At 68.1% G+C, this 15,396-nt stretch carries 15 protein-coding genes and 2 pseudogenes; 12 read left to right on the forward strand and 5 right to left on the reverse strand.

The window, feature by feature from the left end; genetic code table 11:
* Positions 1-766: 766 nt before the first annotated feature.
* Together ABZV58_RS23130 and ABZV58_RS23135 are read left to right on the forward strand one after the other, a co-directional pair.
* Positions 767-1,018: pseudogene (locus ABZV58_RS23130) on the forward strand (class I SAM-dependent methyltransferase); the annotation flags it as partial.
* 151 nt (positions 1,019-1,169) lie between these two features.
* Positions 1,170-1,358, forward strand: a complete 189-nt coding sequence (locus ABZV58_RS23135) for a hypothetical protein (protein ID WP_355002677.1) — start codon at positions 1,170-1,172, stop codon at positions 1,356-1,358.
* Positions 1,359-2,096: 738 nt separating this feature from the next.
* Here ABZV58_RS23135 and ABZV58_RS23140 read toward each other — a convergent pair.
* Positions 2,097-2,333 (reverse strand): hypothetical protein, encoded by a 237-nt coding sequence (locus ABZV58_RS23140; RefSeq protein WP_355002233.1) that lies wholly within the window; start codon positions 2,331-2,333, stop codon positions 2,097-2,099.
* A gap of 474 nt (positions 2,334-2,807) precedes the next feature.
* Here ABZV58_RS23140 and ABZV58_RS23145 point away from each other — a divergent pair, with 474 nt between their 5' ends.
* Positions 2,808-3,032, forward strand: a complete 225-nt coding sequence (locus ABZV58_RS23145) for a hypothetical protein (RefSeq protein ID WP_355002234.1) — start codon at positions 2,808-2,810, stop codon at positions 3,030-3,032.
* Positions 3,033-4,288: 1,256 nt separating this feature from the next.
* On the opposite strand, the gene ABZV58_RS23150 is transcribed toward ABZV58_RS23145, so the two are convergent.
* Entirely contained in the window at positions 4,289-4,720 is a 432-nt protein-coding gene (locus ABZV58_RS23150) for a hypothetical protein (protein ID WP_355002235.1), read from the reverse strand.
* A gap of 224 nt (positions 4,721-4,944) precedes the next feature.
* Between ABZV58_RS23150 and def the strand changes: the two genes are divergently transcribed.
* From def to ABZV58_RS23170, 4 genes and pseudogenes are all read left to right on the forward strand, one after another.
* The gene (gene def / locus ABZV58_RS23155; protein ID WP_355002236.1) at positions 4,945-5,502 is read left to right on the forward strand and encodes a peptide deformylase; all 558 of its coding nucleotides are present in this window, start codon (positions 4,945-4,947) and stop codon (positions 5,500-5,502) included.
* Positions 5,502-6,425, forward strand: a complete 924-nt coding sequence (fmt, locus tag ABZV58_RS23160; protein WP_355002237.1) for a methionyl-tRNA formyltransferase — start codon at positions 5,502-5,504, stop codon at positions 6,423-6,425. The genes def and fmt overlap by 1 nt, the downstream gene beginning before the upstream one ends.
* A gap of 851 nt (positions 6,426-7,276) precedes the next feature.
* A pseudogene (locus ABZV58_RS23165) lies at positions 7,277-8,602 on the forward strand (transcription antitermination factor NusB); the annotation flags it as partial.
* Positions 8,603-8,763: 161 nt separating this feature from the next.
* Positions 8,764-9,108, forward strand: a complete 345-nt coding sequence (locus tag ABZV58_RS23170) for an MmcQ/YjbR family DNA-binding protein (RefSeq protein WP_355002238.1) — start codon at positions 8,764-8,766, stop codon at positions 9,106-9,108.
* A gap of 4 nt (positions 9,109-9,112) precedes the next feature.
* On the opposite strand, the gene ABZV58_RS23175 is transcribed toward ABZV58_RS23170, so the two are convergent.
* Complete coding sequence (locus tag ABZV58_RS23175) at positions 9,113-9,973, reverse strand: RNA polymerase sigma factor SigF (RefSeq protein WP_355002239.1); 861 nt, start codon at positions 9,971-9,973, stop codon at positions 9,113-9,115.
* Positions 9,973-10,395: an anti-sigma factor gene (locus ABZV58_RS23180; RefSeq protein WP_355002240.1), complete on the reverse strand. Its 423-nt coding sequence runs from the start codon at positions 10,393-10,395 to the stop codon at positions 9,973-9,975. Before ABZV58_RS23180 ends, ABZV58_RS23175 begins: the two co-directional genes overlap by 1 nt.
* Positions 10,396-10,519: 124 nt before the next feature.
* Here ABZV58_RS23180 and rpe point away from each other — a divergent pair, with 124 nt between their 5' ends.
* Positions 10,520-11,173, forward strand: a complete 654-nt coding sequence (gene rpe, locus ABZV58_RS23185; RefSeq protein WP_141809930.1) for a ribulose-phosphate 3-epimerase — start codon at positions 10,520-10,522, stop codon at positions 11,171-11,173.
* Positions 11,174-11,221: 48 nt separating this feature from the next.
* Here the strand turns inward: rpe and ABZV58_RS23190 are convergent, their stop codons facing one another.
* Positions 11,222-11,692, reverse strand: a complete 471-nt coding sequence (locus ABZV58_RS23190) for a hypothetical protein (protein WP_355002241.1) — start codon at positions 11,690-11,692, stop codon at positions 11,222-11,224.
* A 691-nt stretch (positions 11,693-12,383) separates the two neighbouring features.
* On the opposite strand from ABZV58_RS23190, the gene ABZV58_RS23195 reads away from it, so the two are divergent.
* From ABZV58_RS23195 to ABZV58_RS23210, 4 genes are all read left to right on the forward strand, one after another.
* Positions 12,384-13,007 carry a riboflavin synthase gene (locus ABZV58_RS23195; protein ID WP_355002242.1) on the forward strand — a complete coding sequence of 208 codons (624 nt, stop codon included), beginning with the start codon at positions 12,384-12,386 and terminating at the stop codon, positions 13,005-13,007.
* Positions 13,008-13,095: 88 nt separating this feature from the next.
* Positions 13,096-14,340 (forward strand): bifunctional 3,4-dihydroxy-2-butanone-4-phosphate synthase/GTP cyclohydrolase II, encoded by a 1,245-nt coding sequence (locus ABZV58_RS23200; protein WP_355002243.1) that lies wholly within the window; start codon positions 13,096-13,098, stop codon positions 14,338-14,340.
* A 28-nt stretch (positions 14,341-14,368) separates the two neighbouring features.
* Positions 14,369-14,848, forward strand: coding sequence for a 6,7-dimethyl-8-ribityllumazine synthase (gene ribH / locus ABZV58_RS23205; RefSeq protein ID WP_355002244.1), 480 nt, complete (start codon positions 14,369-14,371; stop codon positions 14,846-14,848).
* Positions 14,849-14,850: 2 nt separating this feature from the next.
* Positions 14,851-15,369: a PH domain-containing protein gene (locus ABZV58_RS23210; RefSeq protein ID WP_355002245.1), complete on the forward strand. Its 519-nt coding sequence runs from the start codon at positions 14,851-14,853 to the stop codon at positions 15,367-15,369.
* Positions 15,370-15,396: the final 27 nt, after the last annotated feature.

Below are 15,396 nucleotides of genomic sequence, written 5' to 3' on the forward strand. Positions count from 1 at the left end.
GGAGGAGGCCGCCGCGGTCCTCACCCGGCACGCGCCGATCGCCGCGGCGATGTCCGCGTTCACGCGTGCGTTCCAGCAGGAGAGCCGGAGCACCCCGTATCCGGACCAGCAGATCCGCCGCCTGCTGGACGGCCAGGCCTCTGTGCTTGTTCAGCCTGTGTGAGGGACCCGCAAGTGCGGGGAGGCTTTCGCGGAACGGATTTCAGTCCCTTGCCTGTCTAAGGGGTGCTGCTGGCAGACCGAGGGCGACGGTCGGCCGCTGCAATCGCCGCTTGGCGTCGTCTCGTTCGGCGCGCAGGAAGGTGAGGGTCATGTCGATGCCCTCGATTTCCCCGGCCCATCGTTCGGCTCGGCGGGCTGACGTCGTTGCAGCAGGTCGTCCTCTAGCTCGTCGAGCCGGTTGATCATCCGGGGATCGGCATGAAGCATCGAGCAACGCACTCAGGCTTCTCTGAACCAAGATGTTGATCTTGTAGTCGGTGGCGGATTTGTTGTGGCAAGGGTTCCTTGCTGGCCACTCGACCCGCGCTGACGAGACCTGCTGCCCCACAGGGCGACTGGTGGGTGAGATGATCTCCCGGCCTCCCGGTTGGTTGGTCGGCAGGATGGGCCGCATGCCTGCCATTCCTGAGAGTTCTGCCGGACCCGCCGACGTGGCCGTGGAAAACAACTACGACAGCTTCGCCGAGGGGTATACGGCCGAAACCGAAACCAACCTCATCAACGGCTATACGCGCGGCCCGCGATCGTGGACCTGGCCGGAAATGTGGCTGGCAGGAAGGTCCTCGACGCCGGCTGCGGCTCCGGCCCCATATTGGCGGCGCTGCGCGAGCGAGGCGCCATCGTGACCGGCTTCGACTCCAGCGCCAAGATGGTGGAGCTGGCCCGGCAGCGACTCGGCGCCGACGCGGCCTTGCAGGTCGCGGACATCGGCGGTCCGCTTCCATTCCCCGACAACGCGTTCGACGACGTCGTTGCGTCGCTGGTGCTGCACTACCTCGAGGACTGGATCGCACCGCTGGCCGAGGTGCGGCGTGTGCTCCAGCCGGGCGGCCGGCTGATCATTTCCGTCAATCATCCCTTCGTCTTCAAATGGCTCTATCGCGACGCCGATTATTTTCGCGACTGTCAAGTACTCCGAGGAATACACCTTCAGCGGTCAGAAGGCGGTGCTCACCTACTGGCATCGGCCGCTGCACGCGATGACCGACGCCTTCATCGCAGCCGACTTCCGCACCGCGGTCATCAGCGAACCACCTCCGGCAGCGGGCGCGCGCGAACTCTTCCCCGACGCGCTGGCCAAGTCCTCCTCCGGGGCGTTCCTGAGATTCCTGTTCTTCGTGTTGGAGGCCGTGTAGCGCTGAGGAACGACTGTTCCAGAACGCGTTGCCACTCCGGATCGGTCTTCACTGTTGAAGCTTCAGAGTGTGTTCTCAGAACTCAATTTCCTGGGGCAGACGCCCTTCCGGAGAAGGCATCGAATCCAGGGATGCCGAGTTCGGTTGCCGCCAGCGTCCGCCGCACGGTGGCGTCGATCTGGGCGAGTTTGTCGTTGACGCCGCTGTAGCTGACTTGGAGTCCTTCGACTTCGCCGAACTAGCTTTCGCGTTTGGCGTCCATGACGCGGGCTTCGAGTTATCGCGGATCTCTTCGAGCCTGGCTCGTTGGGCCGGGTCCGGTAAGCAGCCCACGACGCGGTCACTGCATCGCAGAAGATCTGTCGTTGTCATTGACCGCCTCCTTGGTTGGTGAAAATGGAATGGGCCTCAGTTGCCGTCGGCCGCCGTGCCTGGTGTGAGCACGGCGGTAGAGGAGCGCGACAGCGTGGAGATCGCCAGGAAGAAGTTCCGGGAAGACGCCGGATGCTGGGCAGCATGTGGCCGCGCGAGGCTGGAATCCGCCGCGCTGGACCAGCTTTCGGGTCGATCTGATTAATCGGCGGCGTGATGTGCCAGGCTCTGGGTTTTCGATAGGCTGGGGTGCGGGAGAATCAGGCAGACGGGCCCAGAAACTGGAGTTCGTCCATGCCCTCCTCACGTCCGAACCGGTCTCCGCGCACACGACGTCGTCCGGAAGTCCGTCAACGCTTGGAGCGTTCACGCGATCGACTTCGCGCCCGCCGCCAACAAGCGCGCCAACGCGAACAACGCATCACCGCGGGCGTCAAGCAGTACATCACCGCCCGGGAAGCCATCGCCGTCTGCGAAACCACCCGCGACGCGGAGGTCAAGGCGTTGCGGCGACAGATCAGCCGCGTGCAAGAGCGAGCCGCCGAACAGATCGCCGCACACCGCGCGCAACAAGCCGTCGCCGCGGCAGCGATCCGGGACCAAGGACAGACCGACGAGGTCGGGGAACTACTGGAAATCAGTCCCAACCATGCGCGACAACGCATCACCGCCGCGCGCGCGAACACCGACAACGACGCCGCAGCCCAACGGGCGTCGAACTCGGCTGGCACAGCACCCCCGTCGCCGGACGTCCGAACGGGCACCCGACCGCGGTCGTCGCCGAGCGCGCTGCCGGATCACCGCTGCGTCCTGCCGCGGCGCGAGCGTCAGGGCAGTACGGCGGCACGAGGTGCGCGAGCTGCTCGGCGCCCGCTCGCGTAACGGACGGGGTTGGCAGGTCTGCGAATAAGACCCCCTTGTCCCGGTCTGCTTCAACCCGAGGTATGAGTGTTTTCAACCGGGGGAGGGGGTGATCTCCTGCGCATTACAGGAGAAGAATTGGTGGTGCGGTGCTCATTAGCGGAACCCTTCAACAGGCAAGGGCTTTTGAAAGCAGCTGATTGATTGGAGCACGTTATGAGTAAGAAGTGGCGCGCGATGGCAGCAGCCCTCGCAATTGTTCCCACCATCGCCTTCAGTTCGGGTGTGGCTGTAGCAGCTGACCCGACACCCCCGCCCGTCACGGAGCAGCAGCACGACGCCCTTTTCCTCGGGACGTTCAACTTCCTGGCGCTTCCACTATGCGTGCCCGCGTTCTTCGTGCCCCCGATTCCGTTTGTGGGCCTAGCTTGCGTCGCGTGACGTCGGTGTTTGTCGATAGCCTGACGATCACCCGCTCCGCAGCGACGGCATGATCAGGGGGTTTCCAGACTGCGCAGAATACAACGGACGTCACGTAACCACAGGTAGGAGCTGCTACCGGACGCCCTGGTCGAAGCGACGTTCAGTAAGGGGCAATGAACGGCCAGCCCGCTGCGACCAACAGCATCAGGGCGGTCGACCCAATGGGGATCCGACCGCAGGGGCAGCGGTCTGAACATCGGCGAGAAAAGTCACGCTAGGGGAGTTACCGCACATAGTTTGCCGCTTCTGCGGTAACTCCCGAGCCTTGGCGCTATAAGCATTCCAGCCGCCAGCGACTCAGGAACTATCTGCGGTAGTGGGGTTCGGGTGCGGATACTGCCGCGATCGGTGATTCCTGACGCACCCCAGACCGTCGGGATGCCGTATCGGTGAAAGCCTGCCGCCATTATTCGGCTTGACATCGGGCCATAGCCGTTCGAAACGCGCACTATGCGGCACGAGAGGGTGCTGCTAGCCGTGGCAACTGACCCGAACAAGCACTGTGTCGTCGGGCAGTGTCTCCAGGTAGCTTTCGATGCCGCTCGGTGGTATAGGGCAGTCGGATTGGTCCTCACGGGACGTGATCTCGCCCCAATCCTTATGTCGGCAGATGCCGCTCGACTCGACCCACCAACCGTCCAGGGTGAGTACATCGGGCCATGACAGGTTGTGCACCGCGACGTTCAGCAAGGACTTCGGGCCCCCGCGCACTCGCCTCGCTTGGGGGGCAGCACGATGCCGAATTGGTTGTGGCCGTCGTGAATCAGCCGAGGACCGTCCTCATGACCCGGTCGGACGTAGAACCCGGCTCCTACTCCGCCATCCCGAATCCGCCACGTGTCCCAAATATCTCGTTCCGGGTACCCCTGCCGCATCTCGAATGGAGCGAGAACTCGCGTGATCGCGGCTTCCACGTCATCGATCGCATCCGGCGGCAGACAGATCGTCACCCAGCGTTGCGCCAAACCACATCCCTGCCCGCCGTACCGGGCGCCCCAGGTTACCTCTCGGAATCGCGGCTCCGCCGGTGACCGCACCCTCGAAGGCCACGAATCCGTCGTCAGCGCGGCAAAACCATCGGCGGCGCCGCCGCCGTGGTCGATGACGCCATGCTGTCCATGGCGTTGCACCTGCGTAGCAACAACCACAGTTTGCACAGTTTGCGCGACATCGCCGCGCGCCTAGGGCTCTCACGACCCGTCCCGGGGTGGTGTTCACCGTGCTGGCCGCCTTGTCCGGGGATGGAACGTGAATACATCCGTGGTCATCACCGAAGGCAAGAAGAAGGACGAGAACCCGTCACGGCCACCGTCATGCGGCTGCTGCGCGATCACGACGAGCAGACCGCGGCCCTCGCATACGTGCTGGCCGGTGTTGATGACGCTCATGGACACGACGATCGCGAGAGTCGTCAAAGCCGTGATGAGCATCGACCGGAGATAGCGCAGCTCTTCGACCCGGTGGGCCGCAGTCGCCGCCAGTGAGGCCAGCGCTTGTCGTGTGATGAACCGGACTCGTGCTCGGACGATCCAGATGATCGCCGCCGCCGGCCACAACGCGGCCGCGGCGATGACCAGAACGACAGCGATGCGGATGCTGCTGGACCCGATCCGGCCCCAGACGATGCGAGGCACCAGTGCGGTCACCGCCAGGCGACGACGTGTCCTGAGTTGGCTCCTGACCAGCGGATTCGGGGTACCCGTGGAGCGTCGACCGGACCTTTTCGGGCGGCCGGGCGGAGGGGATGAACACCCCGCCCGGTCCGCATGTGAGTTGTACCAGGTCGGGGGCGTTGTGTCGGGGAGATCGGGGTGATCGGCGCCGCTCTCTAGAATGAGACGACCGTGTTCGTCCGCTTCCGGGAGCCGCCGTGACCATTCAGCCCGTTCGCCTGTTCGGCGATCCGATTCTGCGCGCCCGTGCGGCGGAGGTCACCGAATTCGATCGTGAGCTGCGCCAGCTGGTCGCCGACCTGACCGACACCATGCACGACGACGGCGGTGTCGGCATGGCCGCGCCGCAGATCGGCGTCGGGCTGCGGGTGTTCGTCTACGACACCGGCGACGCCGCGGGGCATCTGGTGAACCCGACCTACACGGTGGTCGGCGACGAGGAACAGGTCGGTCCCGAGGGCTGCTTGTCCATTCCCGGGCTGCGCTACGACACCCGTCGCGCGCTGCGGGTGCGGGCGTCCGGTGTGAACATGCACGGCGAGCCCGTCGAGTTCGCCGCGGAGAAGTTGCTGGCGCGCTGCGTGCAGCACGAGACCGATCACCTCGACGGTGTGCTGTTCATCGACCGGCTCGACCCGGCGTCTCGCAAGGAGGCGATGCGCACCATTCGGGAATCCGACTGGTTCAACGCGGGCGTCACCGTGCGCGAGTCGCGCGGTGCGGGTCAGGCCGGACCGTTCGGACGGGGCCGCTGATGCGCGTCGTCTTCGCGGGGACTCCCGAACCCGCCGTGCCCTCGCTGCGCAAGCTCATCGAGTCGGAACGCCACGAGGTGGTCGCGGTGGTGACCCGGCCCGACGCGGTCGCCGGTCGCGGTCGCAAGGTGACGCGGTCGCCGATCGCCACGCTGGCCGACGAGCACAACATCCCGGTGCTCACCCCGCGCCGCCCCAGCGAACCCGAATTCATCGAGCAGCTCACCGAATTCGCGCCCGACTGCTGTCCGGTGGTGGCCTACGGCGCGCTGTTGCCGCAGCAAGTGCTCGACATTCCGCGCTTCGGCTGGATCAACCTGCACTTCTCGCTGCTGCCCGCGTGGCGTGGCGCGGCGCCGGTGCAGGCCGCCATCGACGCGGGTGACGAGATCACCGGCGCGTCCACCTTCCAGATCGAGGCGGGTCTGGACACCGGGCCCGTCTTCGGCGTGGTCACCGAGAAGATCGCGGTGACCGACACCGCGGGCACGCTGCTCGCCAAGCTCGCCGAAACCGGCGCCCACCTGCTCGCCACCACCTTGGACGGTGTGGAAGACGGCACCCTGCACGCCGTGCCGCAGCCCACCGACGGCGTCTCGTACGCGCCGAAAGTGGCCGCGGAGGACGGTCACATCCGCTGGGATCTGCCCGCGCTCGCGATCAGCAGGCGGATCCGCGCCGTCACCCCCGCGCCCGGCGCTTGGACGGAGGTGAACGGCACCCGCCTCAAGCTCGGCCCGGTCGAGATGGTGGAGGAGGTGCTGCCCGAACGCGTCATCGAGGTACGCAAGACCGGCGTCTTCGTCGGCACCGCGACTACCGCCGTGCGCCTGAATCAGGTGCAGCCGCAAGGCAAGCGGATGATGGCGGCCCTCGACTGGGCGCGCGGCGCCCGTCTGCAGCCCGGCGCGGTGGTCGAATGAGCCCCGTGGATCGGCCGCGCAAATCCGACGATGTCGACGGCGGGTGGGCCAAACGCGCCGCCCGCAAGCAGGAGGCTCGGCGCGACGCCGCGTCGGGGAAGTCGTCCGATCGTGACTCGGCGTCGGCCGGAAACCGCGGTGGGCAACGGAAGTCGGAGTCAGGCAAGCCGTACCGCTCCGATCGGGACGCGTCGGGCTATCGGGGACAAGCCGACCGTCGTTTCGAGGGCAAACCGCGGCGGACGGAGAAGCCGGGTGATCGCGCGGCGCGCGAATCCGGCTATGGCGCAGGTCGTTCCGAGGCAGGACGGACCGGCTATGGTCGCGCCGACCGGGCGCAGACGCCCGGTGGCAAGGGCGGTCGTGAACGAGCCTGGGACGACAAGCGGGCCGGACGGCCCGAGGGGCGTAGGTCTGGCGCGGACGACTTCGGTCGTCGCGGAACTTCGGAGACCGGCTCGTCGTACGGCGGCCGCCGCTCGAGCGACACCGGGGACCGTTCCAGCGGTGGATACCGGTCCGCCGCCGACGCCTCCGGACGGCGAGGAGTTGAGGCCGGGTCGGCGTCTTATGGCGATCGCAGGTCGAGCGATCGCGGGTACAAGTCGGACGCCGCTGGTCGCCGTGGGGCCGAGGATGTCTCGGCGTCCTACGACGAGCGCCGGTCCGGCGGTGCCGAGCGCCGGGCAGACGCCTCCGGCCGCCAGCGGCCGGAGAAGGGCTCGGGGACGTACGGCAAGCGGCGAGCGGACGACGCGGGACGATCCGAGCGAGCCGGGCGGAGCGCGGCGAAACCCGTTGGGGCGGAGAAGGTTACTTCCGGCAAGCGCGCCCGGCGCGCCGGTTCCGTCGACCCCGCGCGCGAGGTCGCGCTTGAGGTGCTGCGCGCGGTCCGGGAGCGCGACGCGTACGCGAATCTCGTGCTGCCCGGCCTGCTTCGCGACCGGCGCGTCTCCGGACGGGACGCCGCGCTGGCGACAGAGCTGGCCTACGGCGCCTGCCGGACCCAGGGTCTGCTCGACGCGGTGATCGCGCACGGTGCGGGCCGGTCGGTCGAGGAGATCGACGGACCGCTGCTCGACGTGCTGCGGCTCGGCGTCTACCAGCTGCTGCGCACCCGCATCGGCGCGCACGCCGCGGTCGACACCTCGGTGGCGCTGGCCAGGGCCGAATTCGGCGCGGGCAAGTCCGGTTTCGTGAACGCCGTGCTGCGACGCGCGGGGGAGAAGACCGCCGAGGAATGGGTCGAGGCGTTGGCGCCGGAGGATCCGGTGGGACGGCTGGCCTTCGAGTACGCGCACCCGACGTGGATCGCCCAGGCGTTCGCCGACGCGCTCGGCGCCCGCGCGGGCGAGTTGGGCGACCTGCTCGCCGCCGACGACGATCGGCCGGTCGTGCACCTGGTCGCCCGGCCCGGCGAGATCACCGCCGAGGAACTGGCGCTGGTCACGGGCGGCGAAGAGGGCCGCTGGTCGCCCTACGCGGTCTACTTGGAGGGCGGTGATCCGGGCAAGCTGGAGCCGGTGCGCGAGGGCATGGCCGCGGTGCAGGACGAAGGCAGCCAGCTGGTCGCGCTGAGCCTGACCCGAGCCCCGCTGGAAGGCCCCGACGGTGGGCGCTGGCTCGACCTGTGCGCGGGTCCGGGCGGCAAGGCCGCGCTGCTCGGCGCGCTCGCGGCGATCGACCGCTTCCAGGTGGACGCCGTCGAACCCGCGGAACACCGCGCCGAACTGGTGCGCAAGGCCACCCGCGACCTGCCCGTGCGGGTGCACGTCGTCGACGGCCGCGACAGCGGACTCGAGCCCGGCTACGACCGCATCCTGGTCGACGCACCGTGCACCGGCCTCGGCGCACTGCGGCGCAGGCCGGAGGCCCGCTGGCGGCGCAGCCCCGCCGACGTGCGCGACCTGGTCGTGCTGCAACGCGAATTGCTCACCGCGGCATGGGATCTGCTCCGCCCCGGTGGCGTGGTGGTGTACTCGACGTGCTCGCCGCACCTGGCCGAGACCGTGTCGATCGTGGCCGACCACGTCCGCCGCACGGGTGCGGTCGAACTCGACACCCGCGACCTGCTCCCCGGCGTCACCGACGTCGGCGACGGCCCCGCCGCCCAGCTGTGGCCGCACCGCCACGGCACCGACGCCATGTTCATGGCGGCGCTGCGCAAACCGAGTTGAGTGTCGGCCGAGCCGGTTGAACGCACTGCGGCTGACGCAGCCGCGCAACCGGCTCGGCGACGGTGACCGTCCCGCGGCGGAGCGGCAGCCCCGGGCCGAGCCGGGCGGACCCGTTCCATCCGTCCAATCCACCGACCCACGCACCCGCGCACACTGGTTCCATGACCCTGACGTGGCAAGACGTGGTGACGATCGCGACCGAACTCCCGGCGGTCGAGGAGTCGACCTGGTGGCGCAGCCCCGCGCTCAAAGTCGGCGGTAAGGGGTTCGCGCGACTGCGGTCGGAGGCCGAGGGCGGGCTCGTGCTGCTGTGCGAGATGGTGGAGAAGGAGGCGTTGCTGGCCTCGGGCGATCCCGCCTTCTACACCACGCCGCACTACGACGGGTATCCGTACATCCTCATCGATCTCGACCGGATCGCAGCGGATCAACTGCGCGAACTGATCGATGCCGCCTGGTGGCTCTCCGCACCCGTGAAGGTCCGCAAACAGCGCGCGGCGGGCTGAACCGTCAGTCCCGGCTCGACAGCTCCCGCAGGCGGGCAAGAGTTTTCGCCAGAATCCGGGAGACGTGCATCTGGGAGATGCCCATCTGCTTGGCGATCTGCGTCTGGGTCATGGATTCGAAGAACCGCATGGTGAGGATACGGCGTTCGCGTTCCGGCAGTCCGGCGAGCAGCGGCCGGATGGCGACGTACTCCTCGACCCGGTCGAACTGGGACTCCTCCTCGCCGAGCGTGTCCAGCAGCGAGGCCTCGGTGTCACGGCCGAGCGCCGCCGCGTCGATGGAGCTGGGCTGGTACGCGTTGCCCGCGATGACGGCCTGGGTCACCTCGTCGGGATCCACGTCGAGTTCGGCGGCGATCTCCTTGGCGGTGGGGGAGCGGCCGAGGGTCTGCGAGAGGGTGTCGATGGCCGCGCCGATGCGCAGGTGGGTTTCCTTGACCCGGCGCGGCACTCGCATGGCCCAGGTGTTGTCGCGGAAGTAGCGGCGGACCTCGCCCATGATGGTCGGCACCGCGAACGAGAGGAAGTTCGATCCGCGCGAGATGTCGAAGCGGTCCACCGCGTGCACCAGCCCGACTCGCGCGACCTGGGTCAGATCGTCGAACGGTTCGCCGCGGCCGCTGAACTTGCGCGCGATGTGGTCGGCGAGCGGGATGCAGCGGCTGATCAGCTCGGCGCGCGTCGCGGCGTGGTCGGCGGTGCCCGGCTCGCACCCGGCCAATCGCTCGAACAGCGCGTTCAGATCGTCGTAGCCGGTGACCGACCCCGCTTCGGCGACGGCTTCCGCGTCCTCGGCGGCGTCGGTGGGCTCGGATTCGGCGTTCTCATCACGTTCCTGGTCGAACACGGTGTCCTCGTCCGCCACTACGCCTTCCCCCGGACCCGACGGAACTCCACCGTCGTCGGATATCCGGAGACCGCCGAATCGTACGAATTCTGTGTCGCCTCCACCGCGTCGGTGAGCGTGCGCAGCACATGCCAGCCGAAGCTGCGCTGGTCGGGCATCCCTTCGGACCCGGCGACGCCGGTGACCTCCACCCGCAGTTCGGTCTCCCCGATGGTGAATCGGCAGTCCAGGCTGGTGCCGGGCGCGGCTAGCGCGATCAGGGTCGAGCACACCTCGTCGACGGCCAACCGGATGTCGGCCACTTCGTCGAGGGTGAAATCGCTGAGTAGGACGAGAGTTTCGGCGAGCCCGCGAACGATGGGCAGCTGTGTGACCGATGCGGCCACCCGAATCTCCACCGGGGTGCTGTAGAGCCCCTGTTCCGCCGAAATGTTGATCACTCTGCCCAGGCTACCCACTGGAGGCCGCCGACAATCACCGATTCCCTGGGGTACGGCATGTGATCCGGGCTCGGTACACTGCCGGGCTGTGTCCTCTCCGACGTTTTCCCGCCCTGGCCAGCCGATGATCGCACCGTCCATCCTGTCCGCCGACTTCGCTCATCTCGCGGACGAGGCCCGCCGGGTGGAAGGCTCGGACTGGCTGCACGTCGACGTGATGGACGCCCATTTCGTGCCGAATCTCACGCTGGGCCTTCCGGTGGTGGAGAGCCTGCTGAAGGCGACCGACATCCCGCTGGACTGCCACCTGATGATCGAGGATCCGGGCCGCTGGGCCCCGCCGTACGCGGAGGCGGGCGCGCACAACGTCACCTTCCACGCCGAGGCGACCGACGACCCGATCGCCGTGGCTCGGGACATCCGCGCCGCGGGCGCGAAGGCCGGTCTCTCGGTGAAGCCGAACACGCCGATCGAGCCGTACCTGGAGATTCTGCGCGAGTTCGACACCTTGCTGGTGATGAGCGTCGAGCCGGGCTTCGGCGGCCAGTCGTTCATCGCGCACGTGCTGGACAAGGCGCGCACGGTGCGCAGGCTGGTCGATGCCGGTGAACTGCGGCTGATCGTCGAGATCGACGGCGGCATCAACGCCGACACCATCGAGCAGGCGGCCGAGGCGGGCATCGACTGCTTCGTCGCGGGCTCCGCGGTCTACAACACCGCCGACCCCGGCGCCACGGTGCAGAAGTTGCGGCGGCAGGCGGCCGCCGTCTGGCACTGAGACATCGGCGCGGTACCCGCATGGCGAGTGCCGCTGGGTCGGATTCGATTACCGGGCGCGGGTTTTCGGGGCTCCGAGGGCTCGCGTCGCCTCGATGACGATGTTCAGCGGCGGCAGTGTGGTCGCGCTCTCCGGCGGGCGCACCCAGACGCGGTAGCCGGTGCGCTCGTCGTCGGGCGAGGGCAGCACCACCTGGCTTCCGGTGCAGGCGACCGTCGCGTAGAGCCGGAAGAGTTCGGCCGAGACGGCGACGGTGAGCGAATCGGGCCGGGCGGGACCGGTGATGAACGTCCAGCGTCGCGCGCGCGGGTGGTGGACGACCGGTGCGGCGATCTGCGCGCGGGTGAGCTCGAGTTGCACCTGTTCGCCGAGATCGGCGGGCATCGTGATGGCGCCGAAATGGGTGCCGATGTGTAGCAGGATGCGGCGTGACGTGGGATCGATCGATGCGGGCATGTGGAACTCGCGCCGGTACTGCACGCAGCGGACTTCCAGTGTCGAATCGAGAAACGTGGTCACGCGGCACCCCCATCTTTGACGAACTCGTGTTGTCCCACTGTGTTGTTCTGACTTCCTCGAGTGGTGGATTTCCCGGTGTCGAACTCCTCGGGGCGCTACCCGGACGAAGCGGGCGTCGGCCTTGTCGAAGTATTCGACGGCGAACTGCTCGGATCAGAAGTTGAACGGTAGGAATCAGCTACATAACAATATTGCTTCCGTTCCTGCCCCCGCGCAAGAAGTTGGTGTATCCGTGTTTCGAGCTGGGCATCAGGACTGATTCGAGGTTACGCGGACGGGCCGGAAGCGACCGGGGGATACCCGGAAAGTCTGGCTGAACAATTGTCGTCGACGAGGAAACCGGGAAATTCCGGTATGACCGTACGGAATTGTTTGCGAATAATGCCGGCATGCGGTCGTCGGGTGGACCGGAAAAGTCCACCGGGATGTTTTCGCGGTGTGTCGCAGAATTGCGGTTTCGGATGCTGGGAGCAGGTGTGCCTGCTCATGGTGTGGTTCTCTGCGTGAGTACCTGCCAACGGATGAGACCAGGTTGCCCGTGCTACGCACAGGAGCACCCGCCGGGAGACCAACTGCGTCGGGCTCGCGGCGACCGGGCGTCGTTACTCTGGGAGGGCGCCGGACGCCGGGAATAGCGGCCGGGTCACGGCTGTTCCGCAACCGTACGTACACACGCGACAGGGAGTCACGCATGTTCACAGGCATCGTCGAGGAGCTGGGCGAGATCGTCGCCACCGAGCAGCTGGCCGACGCCGCGCGCCTGACCATCAGGGGCAAGCTCGTCACCTCCGATGCCGGACACGGCGATTCGATCGCCGTCAACGGCGTGTGCCTCACCGTGGTCGAGGTCGTCGACGGCGACTCCTTCACCGTCGACGTCATGCAGGAGACGCTGGACCGCTCCTCGATCGGCGGGCTCGGCGCGGGCTCGCGCGTCAATCTGGAACGGGCCGCCGCGCTGAACAGCCGTCTCGGCGGACATCTGGTGCAGGGCCACGTCGACGGCACCGGCACCGTCCTCTCGCGGACCCCCTCGGAGAACTGGGAGGTCGTGCGCGTCTCGCTGCCCGACTCGATCGCCCGCTACGTGGTGGAGAAGGGCTCGATCACCGTCGACGGCATCTCGCTGACCGTCTCGGGCCTGGGCATCGCCGACGAGCCCGCCGCCGACGGCAACCGCGATTGGTTCGAGGTGTCGCTCATCCCGACCACGCTGTCGATGACGAACCTGGGCGCGGCGACCGTGGGGACCACCGTGAACCTCGAGGTCGACGTCATCGCCAAGTACGTCGAACGACTGCAGCAGCGCGGCTGAGCCCGACGCGTGCGGGTGCGCCGCCGGGGGCGCACGGGACAGGCCTTACTGTAGTGAGGCACCTAATTCGAGATGGAGCACAGCAGACGTGACCAGGTTCGACACCATCGAGCGCGCAGTCGCCGACATCGCGGCCGGTAAGGCCGTAGTCGTCGTCGACGACGAGGACCGCGAGAACGAGGGCGACCTCATCTTCGCCGCGGAAAAGGCCACCCCCGAGTTGGTCGCCTTCATGATCCGCTACACCTCCGGTTACATCTGTGTGCCGCTGACCGGTGACGACTGCGACCGCCTCGGCCTGCCGCCGATGTACGCGACCAACCAGGACAAGCACGGCACCGCCTACACCGTGTCCGTCGATGCCCGCGAGGGCATCACCACCGGCATCTCGGCCGCCGACCGCGCCACCACCATGCGCTTGCTCGCCGACGCCGACGCCAAGGCCGACGACCTGACCCGACCCGGTCACGTGGTGCCGTTGCGCGCCAAGGAAGGCGGCGTGCTGCGTCGTCCCGGCCACACCGAGGCCGCCGTCGACCTGTCCCGCATGGCCGGTCTGCGTCCCGCGGGCGTCATCTGCGAGATCGTCAGCCAGAAGGACGAGGGCCATATGGCCCGCACCGAGGAGCTGCGCGTCTTCGCCGACGAGCACGAGCTGGCGCTGATCTCCATCGCGGACATGATCGCCTGGCGGCGCAAGCACGAGAAGCAGGTGGTGCGGGTCGCCGAGGCGCGCATCCCCACCGCGCACGGCAATTTCACCGCCGTCGGCTACCAGAGCATCTACGACGAGGTCGAGCACGTCGCGCTGGTGCGCGGCGACATCAGCGACGGCGAGGACGTGCTGGTGCGAGTGCACTCGGAGTGCCTGACCGGCGACGTGTTCGGCTCGCTGCGCTGCGACTGTGGCCCGCAGCTGGACGCAGCGCTGGAGATGGTGGACAAGGAAGGCCGCGGCGTCGTGCTGTACATGCGCGGTCACGAGGGCCGCGGCATCGGCCTGATGCACAAGCTGCAGGCCTACCAGCTGCAGGACTCCGGGCACGACACCGTCGACGCGAACCTGGAACTCGGCCTGCCCGCCGACGCCCGCGACTACGGCACCGGCGCGCAGATCCTGGTCGACCTGGGCATCCGGTCCATGCGCCTGCTCACCAACAACCCGGCCAAGCGCGTCGGCCTCGACGGCTACGGCCTGCGCATCACCGAGCGCGTCGCGATGCCGTTGCGCGCCAACGCCGAGAACCTGCGCTACCTGCGCACCAAGCGCGACCGCATGGGCCACGACCTGATCGGTCTCGACGAACTCGATCTCGGCGAGACGGCGCAGTGAACCACCACCTTCGGAAAGGCGGAACACGATGAGCGGCACCGGCGTACCCAGCTTCGAGCTGTCGGATGCCAAGGACCTGAAGCTCGGCATCGTCGCCTCGCGCTGGCACACCAAGATCTGCGACACGCTGGTGGCCAATGCCGAGCGGGTGGCGAAGCAGGCCGGTGTCCGCGACGTGACGGTGGTGCGGTGCGCGGGCGCCATGGAGCTGCCGGTGGTCGCCCAGGAACTGGCCCGCACCCACGACGCGGTGGTCGCGCTCGGCGTCGTGATCCGCGGCGGCACACCGCATTTCGAATACGTCTGCGACGCGGTGACCGCGGGCCTGACCCGGGTCTCGCTCGATGCCGCGACCCCGGTCGCCAACGGCGTGCTGACCACCAACACCGAGGAGCAGGCGCTGGATCGCGCCGGGCTGCCCGGTTCGGCCGAGGACAAGGGCGAGCAGGCCTGCGCGGCGGCGCTGGACGCCGCGCTCACCCTGCGCGCGCTGCGGCAGCCCGCGTAGTCATGCCGGTCGTCCGCATCTGGAGGAGAAACGACGCCGCGCCGTCGTCCGGCGCCGCGACCGAGGGCGACTGGGACTTCGAGGTGCGTCCGCGGCGGTCGGTGCTGACCGCGCGGATCGTCGCCGCCGTGATCGTGGCGATGTTCGCGGTGGGCGGCATCTGGTTGCAAAGCGGCTCGACCGGCGTGAACTTCCGGCTCGCCGACCAGATCGCGATGGTCACCATCGGCGTGCTCATCGCGGGCGGAGTGCTGATGCTGACCCGGCCGCGGGTGCGAGTCGGGCACCGTGGCGTCTCGGTGCGCAACATTCTCGGCGACCACCTCTTCGGCTGGGAGCACATCCGCGGCGTGACCTTCCCGGACAAGAAGTCCTGGGCGCGACTGGAATTGGTCGACGACGACTACGTGCCATTGCTCGCGATCCGCTCCAACGACAAGGCCCACGCCGCCCGCGCGATGGATCGGCTGCGCGAACTCGGCGCGAAGTACGCGGGGGCGCAAGAGCCCGAGCGCGACTGATCTTCGCCGCCCGCTGGCGGTCCGGTT

This window comes from Nocardia sp. NPDC004654 (assembly GCF_040609595.1).
Taxonomy (GTDB): domain Bacteria; phylum Actinomycetota; class Actinomycetes; order Mycobacteriales; family Mycobacteriaceae; genus Nocardia.

Coding starts and splice junctions, on each gene's coding strand:
- ABZV58_RS23145 (WP_355002234.1), top strand. CDS start 2,808: ATGAGTAAGAAGTGGCGCGCGATGGCAGCAGCCCTCGCAATTGTTCCC.
- ABZV58_RS23170 (WP_355002238.1), top strand. CDS start 8,764: ATGACCCTGACGTGGCAAGACGTGGTGACGATCGCGACCGAACTCCCG.
- ABZV58_RS23210 (WP_355002245.1), top strand. CDS start 14,851: ATGCCGGTCGTCCGCATCTGGAGGAGAAACGACGCCGCGCCGTCGTCC.
- ribH (WP_355002244.1), top strand. CDS start 14,369: ATGAGCGGCACCGGCGTACCCAGCTTCGAGCTGTCGGATGCCAAGGAC.
- fmt (WP_355002237.1), top strand. CDS start 5,502: ATGCGCGTCGTCTTCGCGGGGACTCCCGAACCCGCCGTGCCCTCGCTG.
- rpe (WP_141809930.1), top strand. CDS start 10,520: ATGATCGCACCGTCCATCCTGTCCGCCGACTTCGCTCATCTCGCGGAC.
- ABZV58_RS23195 (WP_355002242.1), top strand. CDS start 12,384: ATGTTCACAGGCATCGTCGAGGAGCTGGGCGAGATCGTCGCCACCGAG.